This is a genomic window from Acinetobacter sp. YH12254, assembly GCF_013417415.1.
In the GTDB taxonomy this organism is placed as follows: Bacteria; Pseudomonadota; Gammaproteobacteria; order Pseudomonadales; family Moraxellaceae; genus Acinetobacter; species Acinetobacter pseudolwoffii.
On sequence record NZ_VPEB01000002.1, the window covers coordinates 195,834 to 219,225 of the forward strand.

At 41.8% G+C, this 23,392-nt stretch carries 27 protein-coding genes and 1 tRNA gene; 17 read left to right on the forward strand and 11 right to left on the reverse strand.

Annotated features, from left to right (window positions below; translation table 11 throughout):
• Positions 1 to 41 precede the first annotated feature (41 nt).
• Positions 42 to 605, forward strand: a complete 564-nt coding sequence (gene ahpC, locus FTV29_RS02680; protein ID WP_005097370.1) for an alkyl hydroperoxide reductase subunit C — start codon at positions 42 to 44, stop codon at positions 603 to 605.
• Between the two features lie 304 nt (positions 606 to 909).
• Positions 910 to 1,116, forward strand: coding sequence for a KTSC domain-containing protein (locus FTV29_RS02685; RefSeq protein ID WP_100329913.1), 207 nt, complete (start codon positions 910 to 912; stop codon positions 1,114 to 1,116).
• Here the strand turns inward: FTV29_RS02685 and FTV29_RS02690 are convergent.
• Both FTV29_RS02690 and FTV29_RS02695 read right to left on the reverse strand, forming a co-directional pair.
• Entirely contained in the window at positions 1,113 to 1,718 is a 606-nt protein-coding gene (locus FTV29_RS02690) for an O-methyltransferase (protein ID WP_180075027.1), read from the reverse strand. The two genes, FTV29_RS02685 and FTV29_RS02690, sit on opposite strands and share 4 nt — an antisense overlap.
• Positions 1,719 to 1,742: 24 nt before the next feature.
• Positions 1,743 to 1,961, reverse strand: coding sequence for a DUF1653 domain-containing protein (locus FTV29_RS02695; RefSeq protein WP_005097373.1), 219 nt, complete (start codon positions 1,959 to 1,961; stop codon positions 1,743 to 1,745).
• A 234-nt stretch (positions 1,962 to 2,195) separates the two neighbouring features.
• Between FTV29_RS02695 and ahpF the strand changes: the two genes are divergently transcribed.
• The 3 genes from ahpF (at position 2,196) to FTV29_RS02710 (ending at position 4,628) form a co-directional block, all read left to right on the forward strand.
• Positions 2,196 to 3,761, forward strand: a complete 1,566-nt coding sequence (ahpF, locus tag FTV29_RS02700) for an alkyl hydroperoxide reductase subunit F (RefSeq protein WP_180075028.1) — start codon at positions 2,196 to 2,198, stop codon at positions 3,759 to 3,761.
• Between the two features lie 271 nt (positions 3,762 to 4,032).
• Positions 4,033 to 4,281 (forward strand): hypothetical protein, encoded by a 249-nt coding sequence (locus FTV29_RS02705; protein ID WP_005097376.1) that lies wholly within the window; start codon positions 4,033 to 4,035, stop codon positions 4,279 to 4,281.
• Positions 4,282 to 4,427: 146 nt separating this feature from the next.
• Positions 4,428 to 4,628 carry a hypothetical protein gene (locus tag FTV29_RS02710; protein ID WP_005097377.1) on the forward strand — a complete coding sequence of 67 codons (201 nt, stop codon included), beginning with the start codon at positions 4,428 to 4,430 and terminating at the stop codon, positions 4,626 to 4,628.
• On the opposite strand, the gene FTV29_RS02715 is transcribed toward FTV29_RS02710, so the two are convergent.
• Both FTV29_RS02715 and FTV29_RS02720 read right to left on the reverse strand, forming a co-directional pair.
• Positions 4,612 to 5,250, reverse strand: coding sequence for a LysE family transporter (locus tag FTV29_RS02715; protein ID WP_100535265.1), 639 nt, complete (start codon positions 5,248 to 5,250; stop codon positions 4,612 to 4,614). The genes FTV29_RS02710 and FTV29_RS02715 overlap by 17 nt on opposite strands.
• 126 nt (positions 5,251 to 5,376) lie before the next feature.
• Entirely contained in the window at positions 5,377 to 5,943 is a 567-nt protein-coding gene (locus tag FTV29_RS02720; protein ID WP_180075029.1) for an FxsA family protein, read from the reverse strand.
• Positions 5,944 to 6,068: 125 nt separating this feature from the next.
• On the opposite strand from FTV29_RS02720, the gene ruvC reads away from it, so the two are divergent.
• Entirely contained in the window at positions 6,069 to 6,614 is a 546-nt protein-coding gene (gene ruvC, locus FTV29_RS02725) for a crossover junction endodeoxyribonuclease RuvC (protein WP_004278925.1), read from the forward strand.
• Positions 6,615 to 6,893: 279 nt separating this feature from the next.
• Here ruvC and FTV29_RS02730 read toward each other — a convergent pair whose 3' ends face one another.
• On the reverse strand, positions 6,894 to 8,375 hold the full coding sequence (locus tag FTV29_RS02730; protein WP_180075030.1) for an NAD(P)H-hydrate dehydratase: 1,482 nt from the start codon (positions 8,373 to 8,375) through the stop codon (positions 6,894 to 6,896).
• A 23-nt stretch (positions 8,376 to 8,398) separates the two neighbouring features.
• Here FTV29_RS02730 and queG point away from each other — a divergent pair, with 23 nt between their 5' ends.
• From queG to bioB, 3 genes are all read left to right on the forward strand, one after another.
• A complete protein-coding gene (gene queG / locus FTV29_RS02735; RefSeq protein WP_005097382.1) occupies positions 8,399 to 9,493 on the forward strand; it encodes a tRNA epoxyqueuosine(34) reductase QueG in 1,095 nt (364 codons plus the stop codon).
• Positions 9,494 to 9,602: 109 nt separating this feature from the next.
• Complete coding sequence (locus FTV29_RS02740; RefSeq protein WP_005097383.1) at positions 9,603 to 9,803, forward strand: hypothetical protein; 201 nt, start codon at positions 9,603 to 9,605, stop codon at positions 9,801 to 9,803.
• Positions 9,804 to 9,947: 144 nt separating this feature from the next.
• Positions 9,948 to 10,949, forward strand: coding sequence for a biotin synthase BioB (bioB, locus tag FTV29_RS02745; protein WP_100329905.1), 1,002 nt, complete (start codon positions 9,948 to 9,950; stop codon positions 10,947 to 10,949).
• Positions 10,950 to 10,965: 16 nt separating this feature from the next.
• On the opposite strand, the gene FTV29_RS02750 is transcribed toward bioB, so the two are convergent.
• The 3 genes from FTV29_RS02750 to FTV29_RS02760 form a co-directional block, all read right to left on the reverse strand.
• Positions 10,966 to 11,193 (reverse strand): hypothetical protein, encoded by a 228-nt coding sequence (locus FTV29_RS02750; protein WP_034608979.1) that lies wholly within the window; start codon positions 11,191 to 11,193, stop codon positions 10,966 to 10,968.
• A 747-nt stretch (positions 11,194 to 11,940) separates the two neighbouring features.
• The gene (locus FTV29_RS02755; RefSeq protein WP_180075031.1) at positions 11,941 to 12,288 is read right to left on the reverse strand and encodes an Arm DNA-binding domain-containing protein; all 348 of its coding nucleotides are present in this window, start codon (positions 12,286 to 12,288) and stop codon (positions 11,941 to 11,943) included.
• A gap of 193 nt (positions 12,289 to 12,481) precedes the next feature.
• Positions 12,482 to 12,558, reverse strand: a tRNA-Ile gene (locus FTV29_RS02760).
• Positions 12,559 to 13,355: 797 nt separating this feature from the next.
• Between FTV29_RS02760 and FTV29_RS02765 the strand changes: the two genes are divergently transcribed.
• Both FTV29_RS02765 and FTV29_RS02770 read left to right on the forward strand, forming a co-directional pair.
• Entirely contained in the window at positions 13,356 to 13,910 is a 555-nt protein-coding gene (locus FTV29_RS02765) for a 1-acyl-sn-glycerol-3-phosphate acyltransferase (protein WP_159138589.1), read from the forward strand.
• 244 nt (positions 13,911 to 14,154) lie between these two features.
• Positions 14,155 to 14,904 (forward strand): YebC/PmpR family DNA-binding transcriptional regulator, encoded by a 750-nt coding sequence (locus tag FTV29_RS02770; RefSeq protein ID WP_005097391.1) that lies wholly within the window; start codon positions 14,155 to 14,157, stop codon positions 14,902 to 14,904.
• 69 nt (positions 14,905 to 14,973) lie between these two features.
• Here FTV29_RS02770 and FTV29_RS02775 read toward each other — a convergent pair whose 3' ends face one another.
• Positions 14,974 to 15,444, reverse strand: coding sequence for an Lrp/AsnC family transcriptional regulator (locus FTV29_RS02775; protein ID WP_005097392.1), 471 nt, complete (start codon positions 15,442 to 15,444; stop codon positions 14,974 to 14,976).
• Between the two features lie 381 nt (positions 15,445 to 15,825).
• Here FTV29_RS02775 and FTV29_RS02780 point away from each other — a divergent pair, with 381 nt between their 5' ends.
• Positions 15,826 to 16,860: a hypothetical protein gene (locus tag FTV29_RS02780; RefSeq protein ID WP_180075032.1), complete on the forward strand. Its 1,035-nt coding sequence runs from the start codon at positions 15,826 to 15,828 to the stop codon at positions 16,858 to 16,860.
• A gap of 60 nt (positions 16,861 to 16,920) precedes the next feature.
• Here FTV29_RS02780 and FTV29_RS02785 read toward each other — a convergent pair whose 3' ends face one another.
• Positions 16,921 to 17,685, reverse strand: a complete 765-nt coding sequence (locus FTV29_RS02785; RefSeq protein ID WP_180075033.1) for a glutathione S-transferase family protein — start codon at positions 17,683 to 17,685, stop codon at positions 16,921 to 16,923.
• Positions 17,686 to 17,978: 293 nt separating this feature from the next.
• On the opposite strand from FTV29_RS02785, the gene ychF reads away from it, so the two are divergent.
• Positions 17,979 to 19,070 carry a redox-regulated ATPase YchF gene (gene ychF / locus FTV29_RS02790; protein ID WP_005170292.1) on the forward strand — a complete coding sequence of 364 codons (1,092 nt, stop codon included), beginning with the start codon at positions 17,979 to 17,981 and terminating at the stop codon, positions 19,068 to 19,070.
• A gap of 206 nt (positions 19,071 to 19,276) precedes the next feature.
• The gene (locus FTV29_RS02795; RefSeq protein ID WP_180075034.1) at positions 19,277 to 19,894 is read left to right on the forward strand and encodes a superoxide dismutase; all 618 of its coding nucleotides are present in this window, start codon (positions 19,277 to 19,279) and stop codon (positions 19,892 to 19,894) included.
• A 207-nt stretch (positions 19,895 to 20,101) separates the two neighbouring features.
• Here the strand turns inward: FTV29_RS02795 and FTV29_RS02800 are convergent, their stop codons facing one another.
• Positions 20,102 to 20,596: a hypothetical protein gene (locus FTV29_RS02800; protein ID WP_180049123.1), complete on the reverse strand. Its 495-nt coding sequence runs from the start codon at positions 20,594 to 20,596 to the stop codon at positions 20,102 to 20,104.
• Between the two features lie 103 nt (positions 20,597 to 20,699).
• Here FTV29_RS02800 and FTV29_RS02805 point away from each other — a divergent pair, with 103 nt between their 5' ends.
• From FTV29_RS02805 to purT, 3 genes are all read left to right on the forward strand, one after another.
• Positions 20,700 to 21,452 carry an AzlC family ABC transporter permease gene (locus tag FTV29_RS02805; protein WP_159138591.1) on the forward strand — a complete coding sequence of 251 codons (753 nt, stop codon included), beginning with the start codon at positions 20,700 to 20,702 and terminating at the stop codon, positions 21,450 to 21,452.
• Positions 21,449 to 21,796, forward strand: a complete 348-nt coding sequence (gene ygaH / locus FTV29_RS02810) for an L-valine transporter subunit YgaH (protein ID WP_005097402.1) — start codon at positions 21,449 to 21,451, stop codon at positions 21,794 to 21,796. The genes FTV29_RS02805 and ygaH overlap by 4 nt, the downstream gene beginning before the upstream one ends.
• Positions 21,797 to 22,166: 370 nt before the next feature.
• Complete coding sequence (purT, locus tag FTV29_RS02815; protein ID WP_180001300.1) at positions 22,167 to 23,381, forward strand: formate-dependent phosphoribosylglycinamide formyltransferase; 1,215 nt, start codon at positions 22,167 to 22,169, stop codon at positions 23,379 to 23,381.
• The last annotated feature ends 11 nt before the right edge of the window (positions 23,382 to 23,392 follow it).

A 23,392-nucleotide genomic window follows, 5' to 3' on the forward strand; every position in this document is an offset into this window, starting at 1 on the left:
CTAATTGAAATTCAAAACAAACCTCAATCATGGAGACAATGATGAGCTTAATTAATACTGAAGTTAAACCATTTAAAGCAACTGCATTCCAAAATGGCCAATTTATTGAAGTAACTGAAGCTGACCTTAAAGGCAAATGGTCTGTAGTATTCTTCTACCCAGCTGACTTCACTTTCGTTTGCCCAACTGAACTGGGTGACCTTGCTGACAACTACGCTGAATTCCAAAAATTAGGCGTTGAAATCTACTCAGTTTCTACTGACACACATTTCACACACAAAGCTTGGCACGATTCTTCAGAAGAAATCAAAAAAATCCAGTATGTAATGGTTGGTGATGCAAACTGGACGCTTGCTAAAAACTTTGACGTATTAATCGAAGCTGACGGCCTTGCTGATCGTGGTACTTTCGTCATCGATCCAGAAGGTAAAATCCAAATCGTTGAAATCAACGCCGGTGGTATCGGTCGTGATGCTCAAGAACTTCTTCGTAAAGTTAAAGCAGCTCAGTATGTACATGCTCACCCAGGCGAAGTTTGCCCAGCTAAATGGAAAGAAGGCGATGCAACTCTTGCTCCTTCAATCGACCTAGTGGGTAAAATCTAATTTTAATTAGATTAAACTGACTCAAAAAAACCACGCTCTTTAGCGTGGTTTTTTATAACTTTTGATTTGATTTATTTTAGAAGTAGTGTTTACACGCAGATTGAGTGTGTGTATTTATCCCGAAATTGCTTGAATCGTCTATTTCTTTGCGATCTATCAAACTGCGCTAAATAAGTTTTAATTTCTCGCTGCAGCTATTTTCTTACAATCCTCTGCCCATTCTTACAATATAGCTATACATCTACAGCACGGCATGGCATAAGTTCAAATGATAAGAAAATAAATATTCAGTGGAGGAACGCATATGCAAAAACTGCTTACAGTGATTTCATGGAAATATAATCCCTCAAGCCGCCACCTGAAAATCGTTTATAGTAATGGCCATACAGAGCTCTATCATCCTGTACCTGAATTTATTTATGACAACCTGCTCAGACGTGAAGATAAAGCTGCTTTCGTACATAAATATCTTGAATATAATTTACATTTCAATAAAGTCTGCATGGATTAAAACTCATGCGATTCACGATATCCGACCATCAGCAGACCCGCACCGACCGGTACAGTGCTGATGATAAAACGCTGATCTTGCTGAATCAGCTGAATAAATTCTTCCACTTCTGCTGCATGTGAAATGACATTATCCACCAAAAGTATCCCATCTTTTGGCTTGAGTAATCGAGCCAAATGCTTCCAATAGCCTAGATAGGCATCGCGCTCTGCATCCAGTAAAATAAAATCAAACTGTTGCTGTGAAGCTTCTAGATATTGCTGCGCATCCATCACTTTAAAATCAATAAGATGTTCAAAACCCAATGTATTTGCATAGTGTTTCGCTTGAGTGACACGTGCTTTATCTATTTCCAGTGTGGTTATCACTGCTTGGGTATGCTGAGCAGCTTCAGCTAGCCATAAAGTCGAATAGCCTGTGGATGTACCGATTTCCAAAATATCTTTGGCTTGCTGGGCACGAATCAACATGGATAAAAATCGACCTGATTCTGGTTCTATATTGCGATATCGTTGCAGTCGATCTGTCTGCTTGAGATCATGCATATGAAATTTTTCATATAATTCATGCATGAATTTTTCAAATTCATCTGGATTTAGCATAGCCCCTCCCTGAGCCTTTTTAGCTTAAAGCGCCTGAATTAATTTAAAGCGTTCCACTTCACGATCATCGTTGGTGGTAATGGTTTCAGTGAACATTGTTAAAGGGCGCACCCAAATCGAATAGTCCCCATAGAGACATTGATAAACCACCAGCTTTTCTTCAGTTTCACTGTGCGTGGCGACATGTAATACCTGATAAAGCTGCCCTTTATAATGCTGATAAATTCCGCGCTGTAATTCCATGATTCAGCCCTCCTGTTATAGATGCCTAATACTAACTGAATTAAGCAAATATCAAGTTAAATTACTTGAAAATTCTTATTCTAACGCCATATAAAAATCTGAAATTAATGATGCATTTTTCAATAAATCAGTAATTCCGATCGATACTATAAAAACAAACTGTTTTAACTATTTTGATTTATGCACTAATATCGCTTTATCAAATAAATATTTATTCCTTTGGAGACGTTAGCCATGTTAGACCAAAATACTTCAGCCCAATTAAAAACACTACTCGAACGTCTGGAAAGCCCGATTGAACTGGTTGCGACTTTAAATGATTCCGACAAATCTGCAAAAATCAAAGAACTGGTTGAGGAAGTGGCTGCATTATCTGATTTAGTCACTGCACGCTTTGACGGTACAAACCAACGTGCTCCAAGCTTTGGTATTGCCAAAGCAGGTGAAGAGCCACGGGTCTACTTCGCAGGTCTGCCAATGGGGCATGAATTCACCTCACTGATTCTGGCTTTACTGCAAAGCTCTGGTTATGCACCGAAAGTATCTGCTGAAGTTTTAGAGTCGATTAAAGGCTTAGGAATCAAATCTGATTTTGATGTATTTGTATCACTCAGCTGCCATAACTGTCCGGATGTGGTTCAAGCCTTAAACCTGATTGCAATTTACAACCCGGGCACAACAACCACCATGATTGATGGGGCATTCTTCCAGGATGAAGTGGAAGAACGCAAAATCATGGCGGTGCCGATGGTGTTCCAGGACAACCAGCATATCGGTCAAGGTCGTATGACTTTGGAAGAAATCGTGGCAAAACTGGACACCAACTCTGCAGCAAAAGAGGCTGAAAAGCTCAATGCCAAAGATGCTTTTGATGTATTGGTGATTGGTGGTGGTCCTGCAGGCAATACCTCTGCGATCTATGCTGCACGTAAAGGCATTAAAACCGGGATCGTGGCTGAACGCATGGGTGGTCAGGTCATGGACACCATGGACATCGAAAACTATACCTCGATTCAGAAAACCCAAGGTCCCAAGTTTGCTGCTGAAATGGAAGCACATGTACGTGAATACGGTGTCGACATCATGAACCTGCAACGTGTCTCTAACATCAAAGGTGCAGATGAAACGGCCAATGGTCTGGTAGAAGTCACTTTAGAGAATGGTGCCAAACTGGAATCGAAAACCGTGATTCTGTCTACAGGTGCACGCTGGAGAGAAATGAACGTTCCGGGTGAGCAGGAATACAAAACCCGTGGTGTAGCCTACTGCCCACACTGTGACGGTCCTTTATTCAAAGGCAAACGTGTTGCAGTAATTGGTGGTGGTAACTCGGGTGTAGAAGCGGCGATTGACCTGGCAGGTATTGTGGAGCATGTCACCCTGGTAGAGTTTGATACCAAGTTACGTGCCGATCAGGTACTGCAAGACAAATTGAACAGCTTGCCGAACACCACAGTGATCAAAAATGCCTTATCGACTGAAGTGGTCGGTGACGGTGCACAGGTGACGGCGCTGAAATACAAAGACCGTGCTACAGATGAAGAGCACACTGTTGAATTGGCGGGGATCTTCGTACAGATTGGTTTGTTGCCGAATACCGATTTCTTAAAAGCAACAGCGGTTGAATTGTCAAATCGTGGTGAGATCCTGATTAACGAACGCAACGAAACCAATGTGAAAGGTGTATTTGCAGCAGGTGACTGTACTACTGTTCCGTATAAGCAGATCATCATTGCCACAGGTGAAGGCGCGAAAGCATCACTGTCTGCATTTGATTACATCATCCGTTCAGGTCAGTAATCCTTAACAAAACCCTAATAAAGCCCGCTTGAAGCGGGCTTTATTTTTCAATAACTACCTGTTTAGATTAAGTATATTTTATAAGCACTGCGTCCATTCATCTTCTTGCTAATCTTGTCATAAGCATGTCATTAATTTTGATTCTGTATAGATGGTCTGTAACTGTCGATAATCTCGTATTGCAAGCCTGCGAAAGCTCTCCTATGATAGGGTGATAAATCATCTTTCATGATCGAAGAATAAAAAAGGATAACATCCTGGGAGAAGAACAATGCACTACCAATATCAATGTGCCTGCTGCGAAAAAGTAGTGGAATCTACAGAAAAATCATGTCCAGATTGCGGTTCGCATCATATTCGCAGTCCTTTTGGCTTCTGGATTTTGTGTCTGGTGGCCTGTCTTGCTACAGCGATCGTATTTAAAGTGGTACACGTCTATGTGCAATCACAACAACAAGAAGTTCCCGTACAACACTCTATACTCGATGTTTTACAAGAAGAAAATAAAGGCCTTCGTTAATTTTATTTAGCTCTGATTGAGAGACCTGTTCCGAAAAACAGGTCTTTTTTTATGGTGCTTTAATACCAGTATCGCTATACAGAAAAACCGATTCATAGCTGCCAGATTTGATTTACAATAGCAGATCTTGGAATGGGAGATATGCAATGGTTCAGTTAATTAAAAAAGGTGGATTACGCGAGCGTGCCAACCGTAGCCGCAGCTATCAGGGTTCTGAAAATACCGAAACCAGCTTAAGACCCAATCGCTATCAAACAGCGGTTAAAACACAAGAAAATTTAGTGTCTTCTTCACTTATATCCACCGAATCCACTTTGGATGATCATCCAGTTAATTCATCAAAATAAGCGCGTCATACCATAACCATAACGCAAAGAGTAAAAATAGCCCGCCTGAAACGATATCAATATAACTCCCTGAACGCTGATACAGAGCTTTAATTTTCGGCTGTGAAATCAGCAACATGAGTAAAGCGAAAGTGATAAAAGTCTGCAAGGGAATAATCACCGCGAGTTGTGCTTTCAGATATTCCGAGGCTGACGAACTCAGTGCCAGTGAAAATACGCTGCTAAAATAGATCAGCGTTTTAGGATTAGAGAGGTTGGTCCATAGACCCAACATAAAGTAATTTTTGGGTTGTGCCAGTTCATTGGAATCATCTTCGGGCTGATGTTTATTCTTAAAACTGTGCACACCACCCTTGAGCATTGCCCAGCCCATTTTTGCCAGGAATATTCCACCGAGCAGCATCAAGACCTGCTGGACCCATGGAAACTGCTCGATTAAAACAGTAAATCCGGCCAGTGTCAGTACCACCCACACGACAATACCGGCCGAAATACCTGCAATAATTTTCAGGGCATTTTGGCGTGTGGTAGATGCAGCACTTTTGGCGATCAGTAGAATATCAGGGCCAGGACTTAGTTGAGCAACAAAATGCAGAAGGCAGATGGTAAAAAGCAGAGACATTAAAATAGCGTTAAATTATAAAAAATGATTATAACGTTTGTTCAAACTAATGAGAATATTCCAATAAAAAACCGAATCATCAGATTCGGCTTAAATATAACCTTTTGAACTTTGCAGATGGATATCTTATTTTGGATTGATATCTTTCATTTCAATTTTTTTCGCTTCAGGCTTCACTTCACGCGCTTCACCATCAATGATGGTTGAATCACCACGACCTGCTTGCTGGTTTTGCATATCCTGCATTTGACGCATTATCTCGGCAAAGGGGTTCTGGCCTTGCGCACCCCCCATATCGCCCATCATGCCACCCATCATTTTTTCCATCATGGCCTGCTGACGTTTCATCATCGCCTTCATCATGGCAGCTTTAAATACCTGCTGCACGGCTGGAATCAGCATTAATACCGCCAGTACATCGCTAATTAAGCCAGGAAGAAGCAGGAAAAAGCCTGCTAAAATTTTAGGTAAATTTCCTGTTAATGCAGGATCTGCATTCATCTGCCCCATTTGCATTTGCTGCATCTGTGGCATCACACCGGCCGAATATTTACGGATCAGGTTCATACCAATAAAAAATGCAGCGATAAACCAGAAAAATACGTACCACATGCTCCCGACGAGGTCACCCACGCCAATCCAGACAAATACTTCTAGGATTAAGCCTGCAAGGATAATAAGAAATAATTTCATGAAAATTAATCTAATCTCAGTAAAATAAATAATAGGATGATGTAATCAACTGCTTCATCAGGATCAAGCTTTTTTGATACGCTTATGTAACAATATGGGCATTATTCTATTTTTAAAGTGCAGGCATGTCATTAATTATTGGGATTGACCCCGGTTCTCGTTTAACCGGTTACGGAATTATCGAAAAAGACGGCTCCAAACTGACTTTTGTCGATGCCGGTACGATCCGCACAGAAACCACGGAAATGCCTGAACGTTTAAAACGAATTTTTGCCGGTGTAGAGCGGATTGTAAAATTTTATGGCCCGACAGAAGCCGCAGTAGAACAGGTCTTTATGGCACAAAACCCGGACTCTGCCTTGAAACTGGGTCAGGCCCGTGGTGCTGCTGTTGCCGCGCTGGTCAATCTGGATTTAAAAGTTGCTGAATATACGGCGCGCCAGATCAAGCAGTCTGTAGTGGGTTATGGCGCTGCTGATAAAGAGCAGGTACAGATGATGGTGATGAATATTTTAAAACTCAGCATCAAACCGCAACAGGATGCCGCCGATGCACTGGCGGCTGCCATTTGTCATGCACATGCCTCAGGTAGTATGAGTAAAATGGCGGTACTCAATGCTTTGGGCGGCATGGCACGTGGCCGCAGTCGGGTCAGCAGCCGTCGTCGTTAATGTTTAGCACCGTATTTTAAAGCCTTGAATACCTAAGTCGGGTTGCAGATGCTCTGGAATAATTGCTTGTCCGATTGCACAAGCAGGCTCTTTGTCAACTTCGTGCAATCATTTCCTGAAGCGGTGAATCTGCGCCAACAATAACAAGCCTCCACTTCACCACTACTTAAATTTTTCACCTAGCCTTTTAAATCGAGTGCCACAGCCTGCTCAGCAAACCAGTAGCGCTACCCCACACCTCGCACTTGGCCTGAAATTTTCAGCTTGATTGCAGACAGATTAGCCGCCTTGACGATTAACCACCTGATAAATTGCATGTTTCATGTCCTGCGCCTGCAAACCACGTTCGCCGTTTTTGGCCAGTTCATCCCCTGCCAGTGCATGCAGCGTCACAATTTCATGCAAATGAATGGATTGAGCAAATTGTGCCTTTAGACTGGCAATCATCCCGGCCAGCACATCGCCCATACCACCTGTTCCCATGCCCGCATTCCCGGCAGTGCAAATATACAGCTGTTGTTCCAGAATCAAGCTACCTGAGCCTTTCAGCACCCATTGCCCACCATACTTCTGCCTTAAGGCATGAATCGCTTGAATCCGATCTGTTTCAATGTCCAAGGTTTTACAATCAAGTAAAGTTGCCGCTTCACCCGGATGCGGTGTACTGTAAGTTTTAGAATTTAATTGTTGCGGCTGTTTGGCTAAAAACCACAATGCATCTGCATCTAAAACAATGTCTAAGTCTGAATTTCGAATTAAATCAAACCATGCCTGATATTGCTCTTTTGCCCATTGATCACGTCCCATGCCCATACCAAAACAGACTGCATCGACCTGCTGAATTAAGGCTGTGCGCTGCTCTATGTTGAGAGCATTAATATCACGCAGCATAATATTCGGCGCACGAGACAAAATGGCGGTATGGTGTTTCGCATCACAGACAATGGTGACCTTACCTGCTCCGGCAGCAAATGCCGCTTCTGCTGCCATAATCACTGCTCCGCCCATTTCAGCATGCCCCCCCACCACCAGCACATGACCATAACTGCCTTTATGACCAAAGGCTTCACGTTTCGGTAATTTAATCTGCTGTGAGGAAAGTTTGGCAACTGGTTGCAGTTCGGCATCAACTGGAATGGCAGAAATCAGTTCAACCTTAGCGGCATATTCCTTAGCTTGTCCGGTAAACAGTCCTGCCTTTAAGCCCAAAACCGTATACGTAAAATCCGCTTTAACCGCAATAGGCAAAGGCTGACCGGTATTGGCATGCAGTCCACTCGGTATATCAACCGCGATTTTGAGACCTTTCTGGTCATTGATCAATTGGATGATGGATTGCCAGTTCACATCCAGCTCACGATTTAAACCAATGCCAAATAAGGCATCGATATAAGCGTCATATTCATGCTTAAACTGAAAATGCGGCCCTACTTTCAATCCAGCATCCAGCGCTTCTTGCCAAGCTTTGGCCAAGTCCACTGATTGACCCTTTTCAGCCGCATAAATATCTACATCGAAACCGGCCTGTTTTAAATATTTTGCAATCAGATAACCATCACCAGCATTATTGCCCTGACCACAACACACCGCTATTTTCTGTATATTTTTTTCTTTAAATAGCACACTCAGACGCTGTGTGACTGACCAAGCCACCTGCTGCATCAAACCATAGGAACTATTTTGCTGCTGAAACCAACGCTGCTCCCATGCTTGAATACTTTGGCTATGATAAACAGGGCTATGGTAAACTTGTTGCTGCATTTTTTATTCCCTGTCTTTGGTTTATGACAACTCCCGATTCTTACGCACAAATTCAAGTCTATCAACAAGATCCAGCCGAGCTAAAAGCCTGGATTAAAGCGCAGGCGCTAGAATTGGGGTTTTCTGATTGTGTCATTGCCAAACCAGATGCTCAAGCAGAATTAGCGCGCTTACAGGAATATCTGGATCGTGGCTATCATGGCGACATGAAATTTCTGGAAGATAATCTGGAAAAACGTGCCAATCCTGCCTTACTTGTCCCCGGCACGCGCAGCATTATCTGCGTGCGTATGGATTATCTGGTCGAGACTCCAAAGCCACGTTACGTTCCGTATGCACCCAATTCCGCGATTATTGCGCGTTATGCCCGTGGCCGGGATTATCACAAGATCATGCGCGGTCGGCTAAAAACCTTGGCGACAAAAATCCGGGAAAAAGTTGGCGATTTTGAATCACGCCCTTTTGCCGATTCTGCACCCATTTTTGAAAAATCACTGGCTGAAAGTGCTGGCATGGGCTGGACAGGTAAACATACCCTGCTGATTCATAAAAAGTCTGGTTCTTTCTTTGTGCTTGGAGAGCTATTTACTTCTCTGGACCTCCCTTTTGATGCGCCTGCCAGTAAACATTGTGGTTCCTGTACGGCCTGTATCGACATCTGTCCAACTCAGGCCATTGTCGAGCCCTATATGCTGGATGCACGGCGATGTATAGCTTACTTAACCATTGAATATAAAGGTATTATTCCAGAGGATTTGCGCCGCGGAATTGGTAACCGGGTTTTTGGTTGTGACGATTGCCAGCTAATTTGTCCTTGGAACAGTTTTGCCCAAATCACCCCGGTAGAAGATTTTCATCCACGACATGGTCTGGATCAGGTCAGCTTGCTAGATTTATGGCAATGGGATGAAACCACCTTTTTAAGTGCGACCGAAGGCAGTCCAATGCGCCGTACAGGTTATCAAAGCTTCATGCGCAATATCGCAATTGGTCTGGGCAATGCACCTTTTGATGAAAAGATTGTTTACGCTTTACAACATCAACGGGCATTACATGACGAAATTGTGCAGGTGCATATTGATTGGGCGATTCAGGAACAGTTGACCAAAACAGCATAAATTTTCAATTTATTACTTCGGCTCACTCGATCTCTTATAAGGCTTACACAATATTTGATCACTTTATGTCATAAAGAAAGAGATGAAAAAATGACGAGAGGGATTGAAGATGCAAGAGCAAGATAAAAAACAGCAACAGCACGAACAGCTAGATCAGCTTAAACAGCAGAAGCAACAACAGCAGCAGCCCCAACATGGGCCAATCGATTCTCCTAAGAACAATCAGCATGAGCAGGATGAACGAGTGTTGAACAAGCAGCATCGTGACGATCTGCAAAATCAAAATATTCATGGGGGTCATCGTGAATAAAAAATTTCAGGATTGAATATAATGACAAAGTCCACCCCGTGTGGGCTTTGTTTGTTATAGAAGGTCATATTTTGCTAGTGAGGCAGACACACATTTTTATTAAGATGAGGTGAATGATAAATAAGCACAAACAAGGACAGATATATGAACACGAGTAATGCAGTACGCAATGATTGGTCACGTGAAGAAATACAGGCACTGTATCAGCAGCCTTTAATGGATTTATTGTTTCAGGCGCAACAGGTTCATCGTGAGCACTTCACTGCCAATACAGTTCAGGTCAGCACCCTCCTCTCGATCAAAACAGGCAAATGCCCTGAAGACTGCAAATACTGTTCACAATCTGCGCATTATGATTCCAAGCTAGAAGCTGAAAAACGTATCGCGGTCGATAAAGTCATTCAGGAGGCTAAACAGGCACTGGCTTCTGGAAGCTCTCGTTTCTGTATGGGCGCTGCATGGCGTAACCCGCATGAGCGCGATATGCCTTATGTTCTGGAAATGGTGCAGGAAGTTAAAGCACTCGGTCTGGAAACCTGTATGACACTGGGCATGTTGAATGCATCCCAAGCAGAACGTTTGAAAGATGCCGGTCTGGATTACTACAACCACAATCTGGATACTTCTCGTGAATATTATTCACATATTATCAGTACCCGAAGCTTTGATGACCGTCTCGATACTTTGGATTATGTGCGTCAAGCCGGTTTAAAAGTATGTAGTGGCGGTATTGTCGGACTGGGCGAAAGCCGTAATGACCGGATTGGTTTATTATATGAACTTGCCACGCTGGTCATTCACCCTGAATCTGTCCCGATCAATATGCTGGTTCCAATTGAAGGCACACCAATGGCAGATGTAGAAAAACTGGATGTTATTGAATGGATTCGTACCATTGCAGTGGCGCGCCTCTTGATGCCAAAAAGCTACATCCGCCTCTCTGCGGGCCGTGAATCGTTAACCGATTCAGATCAGGCTCTGGCATTTATGGCCGGTGCCAATTCCATTTTCTCGGGTGAAAAACTTTTGACCACCCCAAATACTGCCCAAGGTCGTGACCAAAAGCTATTTGAGAAATTAGGTCTGGTTGCAGAGCAGCCTAAACCAAGTGTACGTGCATTGGCGACCGATGCTATGGCAGGCTAAGCAATATAGGAGTGAATTAAGTCGCTGAAAAGTTATGTGCAGTAATCAGTATGCCATAGCGGGCATTCAGATAATCTCCAACTCTGATTTGATCCATTCCATTGGCATGATGCACCACCAACTCCTGAGTGATTGCATCATAGCTAAAAGACTCATAACTGTCTTGATGCAGACTAAGCCAATGCAGCGTATCTGCCAGATTGCTGTTTACGATATAGGTATCTGCATGAAAATTTTTGCTCATATGCCCGATCATCAGCTTGGAATTTCACTCTAATTTTAACGGAAATTAGCCAAGTATAAGCATAAAAAAAGTGAGCCCTCGCTCACTTTTTTTGTAAAACATCAGTCCTTATTGATCCCACACTTACGACACTCCCTGTGTTCCCCGATTTCCTGCATTTGCTCGTACTCATAGATATGCAAGCAAAATAATTTTCTTAATAGCTGAAGCATCTTGAAACTCCTGTTTAATCATTTTTTTAATACGCTTCTTAAGATATTCCTTCCTGAAACATCATGATTTCTGACTAAAAAATCATCTCTTATTTATTAGCATAATTTTCTCAGTTGTAAAATGCATTTCATCTACTTTTCATCTTATTTCCTGATATTTTTTGAAGTGCATCACAGTCCATTCATAAATATAAACTTTTTTCCTGAAGTAAAATTCTTCTAGATAAAAAATCCTTAAAAATGACTCATAGAATTTATCTATTGAAGCCAGACCTCTTTTTTATAAGTTGATTCAAATATTGCCTAATTTTTATTTAAGTGTAATAGTTAAATTATCGTCAATGGTAAAATCATAAGCATTACGACAATACGAAATTAGTTTTTCAAATCGATTGAATATCTATTCATTTAATTGTTTTTATTGAAAAAATCCTTTCCACTCCGAAGCAGGTATGTCTTTGAATAGACGATAACAAAATACTGGCAATATATGCTTTTCTATCGACTGATACTCTTTCTTATAAGTTTTATCAGTTCATACAGCTTGCTTTGTCTTCATCCATTTAATTAGTAAATTACCAAACAATAGGTTCTCTTTTTGTTGAGCTTCCAATAACTTCTCATTTTTAGTTTTTAAAATAATTTCACCATTTTGATATTTAATCGCCAATGATCGTGCTTCTTTGACTGAGATTACGGGGTAACTTCCTAACCCAAGCCATGTCCACTTACCAACTGTACTCTTAAATCTTAACTGCCATGACTTTTTACCTGTTACACCAACTTTTAAATACAGACCTGAAACATCGGAAACTCTGTACTCAGATTCTTGTGCTTTTAACGCTGCATATTGGGTATCTGTGAGTAATTTAGATTTAGCCATAAAATTTTGATTTTCCTAGATTAAACTAGGCTCCTGTATCCTGAGTTCTATTTTTTATACAGGATACAAGCCAGGATACAAATAGGGTGTTTTTATACGAGTACACCTGAGTATTCTTAAGACATTAAAAAACCCTTAACTCTTTTAGAATTAAGGGTTTAAGTATGTATTTTACTATATAAATACATGAATTTGGTGGGCCCAGACAGACTTGAACTGTCGACCAACGGATTATGAGTCCGCTGCTCTAACCAACTGAGCTATAGGCCCTACATGCTGAAAACTTTATTTATCAATAAGTTCAAGCGTCATGAATACTAGCTAAGATTTTTTTGAAAGACAAGTACTTTTATAACCACTTGAACACTTAGGCAGCAATCATCATGACTTGATTCGAAAGAAATTCTAGTTCTTTAATACTTCAGTCTAAAGACATGCAGAAAAATGGGTATATACAGATCAATTTAAGGCAGCCTAGCCTGAAATATTGACGTCAACCTCATAGAATAAGACATACATTTGATAGATTTGACGTCTCAGTATATTTATAAAGTATCAAAAAATATTTGATAAAATATTAAAAATGATGGAAAAGTATATGAGCTGCAGAATAAAGAAAAATTAGAATTGAGACTTCATTTCTTTTTCTTTACGCAAATCCTGCTTAATTTCGATGAAAGACCATACAATTATAAGCACTAAAATCAATAAAGAGACTACAAAGGCTGTAATGTATGTCATAGTTTTCAATCTCAGAGTAGAAAGAACAACAAAATAGAAAGGATTAATACCCCTTCTCTTCTTCGACAAAAGTCTAATAACTAAGTCTTGCTCTGGATAGTCATTTTTTCACCATTTTAAGACTTTTTTTATATCTAATAATACTTTTTTAATATCAAAATTTTTTATTTATACATTTTAGCTCTTAATATTTCAGTTTAAAAAGATCAAGAAATTATAGATTTCTACATTATTTACACGTTTTATTTGCCAGCCTATTGACTGAATGGCCGAACAAGAAGAAATTATGCAATTCTCCACATATGGCTTTTACTTAATCTGTGCTTATGCTAAATAAATTCATTGGCGAATCTGCATTTAAACTTGCGGGTTGGCAATATCATGTCGAACCAGATGTACTCGAAGACAAACAGGTCATTATTGGCTTTGAACATACTTCAATGATGGATGCAGTGCTGTCGATTGCCCTCTTCCAGATTTATGATCTTAAAATTCATACCTTGATCAAAAAAGAACTATTTAAAGGACCTTTCAAACCGCTATTAAAAGCTGTCGGCGGTATTCCTGTTGACCGCAAGGCCAATAAAGATATCGTGACCCAGATGGTGGAGCATTTTCAGAATAATGAAAAGTTTAATCTGGTGATTGCACCAGAAGCGACACGTGCCAAGCAAGGTGAAGCACGTAAACCGATCCGTACCGGCTTCTGGCATATTGCCAAAGCTGCCAATGTGCCGATTGTGTTGCTATATGCCAATTCCAGAACCAAACAAGGTGGCATTTTAGGCAAGATTTATCCAACAGATCTGGCTCAAGATCTGGCCTTAATCAAACAGCTCTATAAAGATAAAGTGGATCTGGATATTGTCATTCCGGAATAAGCTCAGTAACAGTGCTCGACATGAACAGATACACTGCTGTTCATGTCCTCCTAAAGCATTTGTATAAATTTGAAAATAAAATCAAAAACTGCACTATAGCATTCCCCTTTTCTATCAATTTAATACAATTTTTTTGTTTTATCCTGAAATCTCAAATCCAGACACTTTTTTTTAAAAAAAAGCTTATGGTAGAATTTCGGCATTCTGATAGGCATACAGCCAATCTACAAGGAGCAAAGTTCGCATGGCGGGTCATTCCAAGTGGGCCAATATTAAGCATCGTAAAGCAAAACAAGATGCGAGTCGTGGTAAGCTTTTTACCAAATATATTCGTGAATTAACCACTGCGGCAAAACTCGGTGGTCCAGATGCAGGTAGCAACCCTCGTCTGCGTGCGGTGGTTGAAAAAGCATTATCTGTAAATATGACACGTGATGTGATCAACCGTGCCATTCAACGTGGTGCGGGTGGCGAAGATAACGACGACCTGAAAGAAGTGACCTATGAAGGTTATGGTGTAGGTGGTGTTGCTGTTCTGGTAGAGACCATGACAGACAACCTGAATCGTACTGTTCCTGATGTTCGCCATTGCTTCTCAAAAACCAATGGTAACTTAGGTACTGCCGGTTCAGTGGCTTATCTGTTTACCAAACGTGGCGAGATCACTTTTGAAGATGTTTCTTTAGAAGATCAAATCATGGAAGTAGCTTTGGAAGCAGGCGCGGAAGATATTGAAATTGCTGAAGATGAAATTCTGGTAATTACCACGCCTGAAAGCTTTGGTGATGTACAGGATGCGCTCACTGCAGCAGGTCTGAAGTCTGACAATGCTGAAGTGGTGATGAGCCCTTCAACCAAAGCTGAAATTACAGATGTTGATCAAGCCAAAATGATTCTGAAAATGATCGATATGTTTGAAGATTTAGATGATGTTCAAAACGTATATACCAACGTAGAGTTTACCGATGAAGTGATGGCGCAATTAGACGCTTAAGCTTGATCAAAACTAAAAACGCACCCTTGGGTGCGTTTTTTTATGGCTGTCTGCTACTCTCGCATAGGATCAAACTTTATTGAGTAGTCCGCTACAGTTAAAGACATTATATTCTTTAATGACAAAGCTCGAATGCAGTGCAACCACATGCTCAATTTTCCCGATACGCTTGAGTAAAATTTCACTATAATTTTCCATATCTCGCGCCACCACTTCGACAATAAAATCCGCAGACTGGCCGGTGACCAAAAAGGCATTAATCACTTCGGGAATACTTTCCAGTTCTTCCAGAAATTTAGCAAAAGTATCACTATCATGTTTACTTAGCGACACCTGTAACAGTACATGCAGCGTGAAACCTAATTTCTGATAATTAATTTCACGCTTTAAGCCACTGATAATATTGTGATCGATCAAGTGTTTGATCCGGCGATGGACTGAACTCACAGATAAATTTACCCGCTCAGACAGTTCATTCAGATTGACATCCTCATGGGTCAATATTTCTAGAATATGTTTATCGAAACGATCCAGTTCCATTTTTATACTCTTTCTTAATAATCAATAAAAATAGCAAAATATTGCGCTCTCCCTGTTATACAATATTTATTTATTTTTCACAAAGTTTTCATATTCTGAAAATATTTTCCAAATCTTCTGCCATTTTATAAAGTAACTTTCAATCCTGAACCAGATAACCGTTAATCATATAATTCTAAAAAATGACCAATGGTAATTTCTATTAATTATTTATTTTTTAATAGTTTAAGTTTAATTAGTCCAGCAAAATATAAGCCAGACCTTCAAGTACCCGCACAGTTCAGCCACTTATCTTTTACAAGTGTATAGAAATAGATTAAAACAAAGCCGCACTAAAAATAAAAATAGCATTTTTCAAAAAATATTAAATAAGGAATGCTCATGGCTTCTAAAATTTTAAGTTTGATTAAAACCAAGGTGAGTCCTGTCTTAACGGCTGAAACACAAACTAAAAGCCTGTTAGGTGGCTTATTCGCTGGAACAGCCTCAGGTACGCTTAGCAATCTCATTGGCAGTCTAAACGGCTCTAATTCACAACCTTCCGTGAGCTCATTATTAAACAGCCTTCTCTCTGGACATAGTCTGAACAGCGCAAATCTGAGCAATTTATTAATTCAGTTGTCTGGTTCAAATGCTTCGAAGTTAGATATTCAGAGTCTGATCAGCAGCTTAACCCAATCCAATGGGGGCAGTTTTAATATTGGCCAGATCACCAATTTGTTGAATGGCCTAATGGCGAACAATAGCAGCAATCTGGATATTGGTGCTATTTCCAAACTCGTCGGCGGTCTCATCGGCGGTAATGGCGAGATTGATATTGCACAAATCGTTCAGCTGGTTGGTGGTCTGATTGGTGGGTCTGGTGCACTGGGTGATATCGACATCGGCGCGATTGCAGATCTGATCGGCGGTTTAATCGGCGGCAATACAGGCAATGATTTTGATATCGGTGCTATCACAGATTTAATTAGCGGTTTTGTCGGTGAGAATGCAGCGGGGGATTTTGATCTCGATGGCTTTACCGATTTACTCAGCGGCCTGATCGCGAATGGCTCAAATGGCATAGATTTAGGAGGATTATTGGGTAATCTCAATCTAGATAGTGATCTGGATCTGGGTACTCTGATCGAAGGAATTTCCTCTGCTTCAAACGGGTTTGATCTAGGTAGCATTGCCGGAGGCATTGGGCAATTGATTGATAATAGCTCTTCGATTGAATTACCTGATCCAGGTGATCTGGTCCAAGATGTGGGTGCCACAGATTCCAATATTGACTTGTCTGCTATTCTGCCTGACACTCAAGATACGATTCAGAATATCAGCAGTGGTGGTGGTTCATCCAGGTTTGATTTTGGTTCACTGTTCAATCACTTTAGTAAAAATATTGATATCGACCCAAATAATCCTTGGGGTTAATCATCATCTCATTAAAAACGCGCAAATGCGCGTTTTTAATTTTAGGATTTGCCTTGAAGCTTATACACCACGCCAGTCTACTCGCGCATTGCGTTCGGTTCGGTAAATACGACAAATATATTCACCCAGAGGCAACGCATTTAAATGCTGCTGATAATCACGATATTCTTCGGACAAGGTTTCAAAATTTTCTTTTTCCCACGGCGTCCCCGGAATCGCCAATAATGGAGCAAGCATAGAACAGACAGCAATATCCGCCAGACCTAAACGATTTCCGACAAAATAATATCCACCTTGACTAACCAGCATCTGATTGAGTTGCTGTACAGTGACATCAATATGCTGTTTGGATTCCGCCACGGTTTCCTCATTCAATGCATAACCCTTGGCGACCATCGCTTTTAATAAAGGTTTAGAAAATTTTTCAAACTGGCGCAAATAGCCCTGCTCACCAATTAAAATATCGAGAGATTCATGATCGGAAGTCAGCGCTTGAGAGAGCATCCAGCGGCGGACATGACGACCCAGCTCCAGAGTAATTTCATTAATTTCTAAGGCTTTATTTCGAAAATGTCCTTCAACATACAATAAACGATGTTCTGGATAAGTATCATCCAGATAAAGCGCAATCTGGGTTGAATCTGCAATCCATTTGTCCTGATCGCGCAAAATAGGCAGACGATTCTGTCCTGTTTTCAGTCGGGCAAAAGCCCGATGTACGCCGGGAATCAGGTTGTGAGCAACATAGTACAGCTCTTTATGGTCCAGCATCCAACGTGCTTTTTCGCAAAAGTGAGATAAAGGAAACTGGTATAAAGTTCGCATGCATGCTCCATGTTTATCGTTATTGGATCAGGGCGTATAGGCCGCTGTTTTATTCAGATACTTTAGTCACTCAATTTTAGAAAAACAATGTGATTTTTATCCAAAAGTACAATACTGGCTGATTATTCCTCTATATTCGGCGGACTCATAACAAATCCGGGAAAGCTTAGCGGAGCTTTTAAGTTATAAGAAGCATTTGATTGCAATAAACCACAAGTGCATGACCTGACTTTAGCCGTGCTTTCATGTAAAATCGGGGGCAATTTTTATATAACGCTTTTGTGAGTTATTTCATGGGTTTTAATTGCGGTATTGTCGGCTTGCCGAACGTTGGCAAATCTACACTTTTCAATGCTTTAACCAAAGCTGCTATTGCTGCAGAAAACTTCCCGTTCTGTACCATTGAACCAAATACCGGCATCGTGCCTGTTCCTGACCCACGTTTAGACAAATTGACAGCAATTGTTAAACCGCAGCGCGTGATTCCAACGTCTATGGAATTTGTGGACATCGCAGGTCTGGTCGCTGGTGCTTCTAAAGGTGAAGGCTTAGGTAACCAGTTCCTGGCCAACATCCGCGAAACTGATGCAATCGCTCACGTGGTACGTTGTTTTGAAGATGAAAACGTCATTCATGTGAATGGTCGTATTGATCCACTGGATGATATCGCCACGATTAATACAGAACTCGCGCTTGCAGATCTCGACGCGGTGGCGAAAGCGATTACCCGTTTGACTAAATCTGCCAAAGGTGGTGACAAAGAAGCAATTGCTACTAAAGCAGTATTGGAAAAAATCCAGCCTTTACTCGATGAAGGCAAACCGGCTCGCGCAGCGGATCTGGATGATGACGAACGTAAACTGGTACGTGGCTTTGGCTTAATGACGCTTAAACCAACCATGTATATTGCCAACGTTGCTGAAGATGGTTTTGAAAATAACCCGCATTTAGATGCAGTCAGAAAATTAGCCGCTGAAGAAAATGCAATTGTGGTTCCACTTTGCAACCAGATTGAAGCTGAAATTTCATTGCTTGAAGATGAAGACCGTGCTGAATTCCTTGAAGCAATGGGCATGGAAGAACCGGGTTTAAACGTGGTCATTCGTGCAGGTTATTCACTACTTGGCTTACAAACTTACTTCACCGCAGGTGTACAAGAGGTTCGTGCCTGGACTGTGAAAATTGGTGCAACTGCACCTCAAGCCGCTGGTGTAATTCATACCGACTTTGAAAAAGGCTTTATCCGTGCAGAATGTATTGCTTATGATGATTTCGTGCAGTACAACGGCGAAGCGGGTGCAAAAGAAGCCGGTAAATGGCGTCTAGAAGGTAAAACCTATATCGTTCAGGATGGCGACGTTTTACATTTCCGTTTTAACGTCTAAGTATTTGCTGTGTGAAAAAGCCCCTTCTGGGGCTTTTTTATTACCTAGGAAATAAGATGACCGAGCGTAGAAAACTTACAGGCAACGCATAATTCACACATATTAACAATAATGATAATTATTCTCATATAAGAATATTAAATTCAGGCGTATGTTAAATCTAATGAAAAATAACATGACTTCATTCTAGCAAAGGAATCCTGACCATGAGCTATACCCTGCCTGTACTGCCATATCCCTATGATGCCCTAGAGCCTCATATCGATAGCAAGACCATGGAAATTCATCATAGTAAGCATCATCAAACTTATATTAATAATATCAATGCAGGGATCGCAGGAACCGAATGGGAAGATTTATCGGTCGAAGCTTTAATTAGCAAATTCAATGAAGTACCGCAGCAATTAAAACAGAACGTGATCAATAATGCCGGTGGACATGCCAATCATTCCCTGTTCTGGACAGTCATGAGTCCAGACGGTGGCGGCCATCCAGAAGCTGAAATTGCAAAGGCCATTGAACATGAATTAGGCGGATTCGAGGCATTTAAAGACACCTTTACCCAGGCAGCACTGAGCCGTTTTGGTAGCGGTTGGGCCTGGCTGAGTGTTGCGCCAGATCAAACACTTATTGTAGAAAGCAGCGTCAATCAGGACTCTCCACTGATGTATGGCAATATTCCCATTTTAGGTCTGGATGTCTGGGAACATGCCTATTATTTGCACTATCAAAACCGTCGTCCGGAATATATCTCGGCTTTTTTCAATGTCGTGAACTGGCAAGAAGTGAATCGTCGTTATCTGGAAGCATTGAACACGCTTTAGCTTTAAATATTTAAGGAGATCGACCATGTCTACACCTATTCTGATTAAGCGCATAATTGGCAGCACACTCCTGATCTGTGGTGTATTTGTGATTTTATTAGAACATGTGTGGATACCCTCTTTTTAGAGTCTTGCTGTTGTCTCATCCTAAAAAAGCCAGTCTGAATGACTGGCTTTTATGCTTATAACTAAATGGCTAAAGGTTTATTACATATTGGCAATCGCAGTGCCTTTTTGTTTGGGATCAGTATTTCCCAATTCAGGATTATCAATCGCATTCTGACATTGCAGTTTATCCCGCTCATAATCCGCCTGCTTTTGTTCCAGACTGCTGCCATTGTCGATCACGGTACGCGCCCAGATTTCCAGACTGGTTAAGGCTTTACGACACAGAGCATATTTACCTTCAGTCACCGAATCGGTCATTTTGACATTAATACGCCAGTCTGTGCTCAGCTTACGTGCCGGTTGACGCACCTGGGTTTCCAGCTGATCCACTTCTTTATGATAAACCAGTGGATCGACTTTATTGATCAGTTGCCATGCCGCATTGGCATAGGTGGTCGCATCATTCGTCAGTTTAGGTGCCGGTTTAATTTCTGGCTTATCAGTCGATTGACTGTCATTCCCACACGCTTGTAACAACAATGCAGTGCTCATTAAAGCAGCTGTCAGCATCGTACGTGTCTTGAACATCCACATATCAGGCTCGCCAATTTAAACATTTCGGCACTATGCTATTAAATTCACGTAGAATACACAATCTTCATTTGACCCATCGTTCAACTCTCCTTCAAGGTGTGTCGTGTCTGAACAGAATCAACTCGCTACGCAACCTGCTGGCTTCTGGCAAGGTGCAAAAGATAGCCAAGCGATCATCTTCACTTATTTACCAGTGTCGTTTGCTTTTGGCGTTTCAGCCACTCAGTTTGGCTTTACGGCTTGGGAAGCGCTGTTTCTTTCCTGCTCGATGTATGCAGGTGCCAGCCAGTTCCTTGTGGTCGCACTTTTAGGCAGTGGCACATCTATCTGGATGACGGCATTAACGGTGATTGCCCTAGACATTCGGCATTTGCTCTATGGCCCTGCGCTGCAAAACCTGATTCAAGACCGGCTGAATTTAAAGAAAACCGCGATCTGGTCTTGGGGTCTGACCGATGAGGTTTTTGCTTCCGGCATGATCAAGCTCTCGCAACGGCGTCAGGAATGGTCTGAATCCTGGATGCTGGGTTTAAGCCTGTTTAGCTGGATGTCCTGGGCATTGGGATCTTTTCTCGGTGGTTTATTTGCCGATCAGGTCAGCAATCTGCCGCAATTCTTGCAAGCGGCTCTAGACTTCCTATTACCTGCGCTGTTCCTGAGTTTCCTATTGGCTGCTTTTGAGAAGAAACATACTTTTGTTGTGGCTGTCACCATTCTGGTTTCTGCTGTGGCCTGTTACTTTATTGATCTGTCTGCCGCGATTTTCATTGGTATCAGTTCCGGTATTTTTGCCGGCCTGTTCAAGCACTATATCTTAAAACAGCCAGATCCTGAACACGCAGGAGATCAAGCATGAATCTAGAGATTATTCTGGTCGGCATTGTCGTCGGGATCGCCAATTTCGTCTCACGCTTCGGGCCTTTTTTTGTGATTCAGAAATTTCAGCAAGGCTCACAAAAACGCGGAGCATTGTGGCTAAAAATTGCCTTGGGTTCAATCGGCATTGCGGCAATCAGCTCCATGCTGGTAGTTGCTACCTTACCGCCATTATTAGAAACACCGAATAAAAGTATTGCGATGCTGGTCGGATTTATCGTACTCACTGCGCTTTATTTTAAATTCAAACGCATCGTGATGGCGACCCTGACCGCAGCACTGACCTATGGTCTGGTTTATACTTATGTGCCGATGACGTTTTAAGCTTAAACTGACTGATCAATCAAGATAAAGACTTATGCTATATGGAATAGCATAGGTCTTTATTATATAAAAATAATTAGCTGATCCCTATCATTTTTCCTGAAAGAAAAAGCTAAAATAAAATCATTTCCATATCCTTTTATACTTTTTTAATACTCGACCAGTTGTAGATAGAAAAAAGCTATTGCCAAAACAGGATATACCGTCTTCAAATCAGTCTGACAGATCAGTGAAATGACGATTACGCCTTACTTACATCCAGAAAAACTTTATAAATAAAACTGTTGGACAATATCACAATTTTGTATGAATCTTGGCTTAACTGCCGGCTCAGTTCTGCTATGCTAAAAGTCCATAAAATCAAGCATGGATGACACACATGAGCGTGACTATTGGTACTCCCCTGCAAGCTTCTGCCTATAAAGTTCTATTATTGGGTTCTGGTGAACTGGGCAAGGAAGTGGTGATTTCACTACAACGTCTTGGGGTCGAAGTTCATGCTGCTGACCGTTATGAGCATGCACCTGCCATGCAAGTCGCGCATTATTCCTATACCTTGAATATGGCCGATGCTGAAGAATTAAAACAATTGATCCATCAAATCCAGCCACATTTAATCGTTCCTGAAATTGAAGCCATTGCCACACAAGTACTGGTTGACGTTGAAGAACAAAATATTGCAACCGTCATTCCTTCGGCTAAAGCGGTCAATCTGACCATGAACCGCGAAGGCATTCGCCGTCTGGCCGCAGAAGAACTGGGGCTGCCAACTTCAGCGTACCGATTTGCTGACAGTTTAGAGTCCTTCCGTGCTGCCTGTGATGATGTCGGCTATCCAAACTTTGTCAAGCCGGTCATGTCCTCTTCTGGCAAAGGCCAGTCTCGGGTAAAAAGCTTTGCAGAGGTAGACGCGGCTTGGGAATATGCGCAAACTGGTGGACGCGTCAATCAGGGTACGGTGATTGTCGAATCGCAAATTGACTTTGATTTTGAAATTACCTTATTGACTGTTCGTGCAAAAAATCCGGCAACCGGCGAGATCGAAACCTCTTATTGCGATCCGATCGGACATCGTCAGGACTCGGGCGATTATGTCGAAAGCTGGCAACCTCAGCCGATGACTCCAGCAGCGCTAGAGGAATCTAAGCGCATTGCCCACAAAGTCACCACAGCACTGGGTGGTTGCGGAATCTTTGGTGTAGAACTCTTTGTCAAAGGCGACCAAGTATGGTTTAGTGAGGTTTCTCCTCGTCCACACGATACCGGACTGGTAACACTTGCCTCTCAATTCCAAAGCGAATTTGAATTGCATGCACGTGCGATTTTAGGCCTGCCGGTCAATACCACACGGCATAGTGTGGCTGCCAGCGCGGTGATTTATGCCGGGGTAGATGATCGTAATCTTTCATTTTCTGGCCTGAATCTTGCTTTAGCAGACGGCAATACTGATTTGCGCCTGTTTGGCAAACCTGAAGGCTTCGAACGGCGTCGCATGGGTGTTGCGACTGCACGTGCTGAAAGCATTGAACAGGCACGCGAACTGGCACTTCAGGTCGCAAATCAAGTTAGCATTAATCAAAACTAAGCTGAAATACC

Excerpts from the sequence above, each read along its gene's own strand:
- ahpC (WP_005097370.1), top strand. The coding sequence starts at position 42 with ATGAGCTTAATTAATACTGAAGTTAAACCATTTAAAGCAACTGCATTC.
- FTV29_RS02685 (WP_100329913.1), top strand. The coding sequence starts at position 910 with ATGCAAAAACTGCTTACAGTGATTTCATGGAAATATAATCCCTCAAGC.
- FTV29_RS02690 (WP_180075027.1), bottom strand. The coding sequence starts at position 1,718 with ATGCTAAATCCAGATGAATTTGAAAAATTCATGCATGAATTATATGAA.
- FTV29_RS02695 (WP_005097373.1), bottom strand. The coding sequence starts at position 1,961 with ATGGAATTACAGCGCGGAATTTATCAGCATTATAAAGGGCAGCTTTAT.
- ahpF (WP_180075028.1), top strand. The coding sequence starts at position 2,196 with ATGTTAGACCAAAATACTTCAGCCCAATTAAAAACACTACTCGAACGT.
- FTV29_RS02705 (WP_005097376.1), top strand. The coding sequence starts at position 4,033 with ATGCACTACCAATATCAATGTGCCTGCTGCGAAAAAGTAGTGGAATCT.
- FTV29_RS02710 (WP_005097377.1), top strand. The coding sequence starts at position 4,428 with ATGGTTCAGTTAATTAAAAAAGGTGGATTACGCGAGCGTGCCAACCGT.
- FTV29_RS02715 (WP_100535265.1), bottom strand. The coding sequence starts at position 5,250 with ATGTCTCTGCTTTTTACCATCTGCCTTCTGCATTTTGTTGCTCAACTA.
- FTV29_RS02720 (WP_180075029.1), bottom strand. The coding sequence starts at position 5,943 with ATGAAATTATTTCTTATTATCCTTGCAGGCTTAATCCTAGAAGTATTT.
- ruvC (WP_004278925.1), top strand. The coding sequence starts at position 6,069 with ATGTCATTAATTATTGGGATTGACCCCGGTTCTCGTTTAACCGGTTAC.
- FTV29_RS02730 (WP_180075030.1), bottom strand. The coding sequence starts at position 8,375 with ATGCAGCAACAAGTTTACCATAGCCCTGTTTATCATAGCCAAAGTATT.
- queG (WP_005097382.1), top strand. The coding sequence starts at position 8,399 with ATGACAACTCCCGATTCTTACGCACAAATTCAAGTCTATCAACAAGAT.
- FTV29_RS02740 (WP_005097383.1), top strand. The coding sequence starts at position 9,603 with ATGCAAGAGCAAGATAAAAAACAGCAACAGCACGAACAGCTAGATCAG.
- bioB (WP_100329905.1), top strand. The coding sequence starts at position 9,948 with ATGAACACGAGTAATGCAGTACGCAATGATTGGTCACGTGAAGAAATA.
- FTV29_RS02750 (WP_034608979.1), bottom strand. The coding sequence starts at position 11,193 with ATGAGCAAAAATTTTCATGCAGATACCTATATCGTAAACAGCAATCTG.
- FTV29_RS02755 (WP_180075031.1), bottom strand. The coding sequence starts at position 12,288 with ATGGCTAAATCTAAATTACTCACAGATACCCAATATGCAGCGTTAAAA.
- FTV29_RS02765 (WP_159138589.1), top strand. The coding sequence starts at position 13,356 with ATGCTAAATAAATTCATTGGCGAATCTGCATTTAAACTTGCGGGTTGG.
- FTV29_RS02770 (WP_005097391.1), top strand. The coding sequence starts at position 14,155 with ATGGCGGGTCATTCCAAGTGGGCCAATATTAAGCATCGTAAAGCAAAA.
- FTV29_RS02775 (WP_005097392.1), bottom strand. The coding sequence starts at position 15,444 with ATGGAACTGGATCGTTTCGATAAACATATTCTAGAAATATTGACCCAT.
- FTV29_RS02780 (WP_180075032.1), top strand. The coding sequence starts at position 15,826 with ATGGCTTCTAAAATTTTAAGTTTGATTAAAACCAAGGTGAGTCCTGTC.
- FTV29_RS02785 (WP_180075033.1), bottom strand. The coding sequence starts at position 17,685 with ATGCGAACTTTATACCAGTTTCCTTTATCTCACTTTTGCGAAAAAGCA.
- ychF (WP_005170292.1), top strand. The coding sequence starts at position 17,979 with ATGGGTTTTAATTGCGGTATTGTCGGCTTGCCGAACGTTGGCAAATCT.
- FTV29_RS02795 (WP_180075034.1), top strand. The coding sequence starts at position 19,277 with ATGAGCTATACCCTGCCTGTACTGCCATATCCCTATGATGCCCTAGAG.
- FTV29_RS02800 (WP_180049123.1), bottom strand. The coding sequence starts at position 20,596 with ATGTGGATGTTCAAGACACGTACGATGCTGACAGCTGCTTTAATGAGC.
- ygaH (WP_005097402.1), top strand. The coding sequence starts at position 21,449 with ATGAATCTAGAGATTATTCTGGTCGGCATTGTCGTCGGGATCGCCAAT.
- purT (WP_180001300.1), top strand. The coding sequence starts at position 22,167 with ATGACACACATGAGCGTGACTATTGGTACTCCCCTGCAAGCTTCTGCC.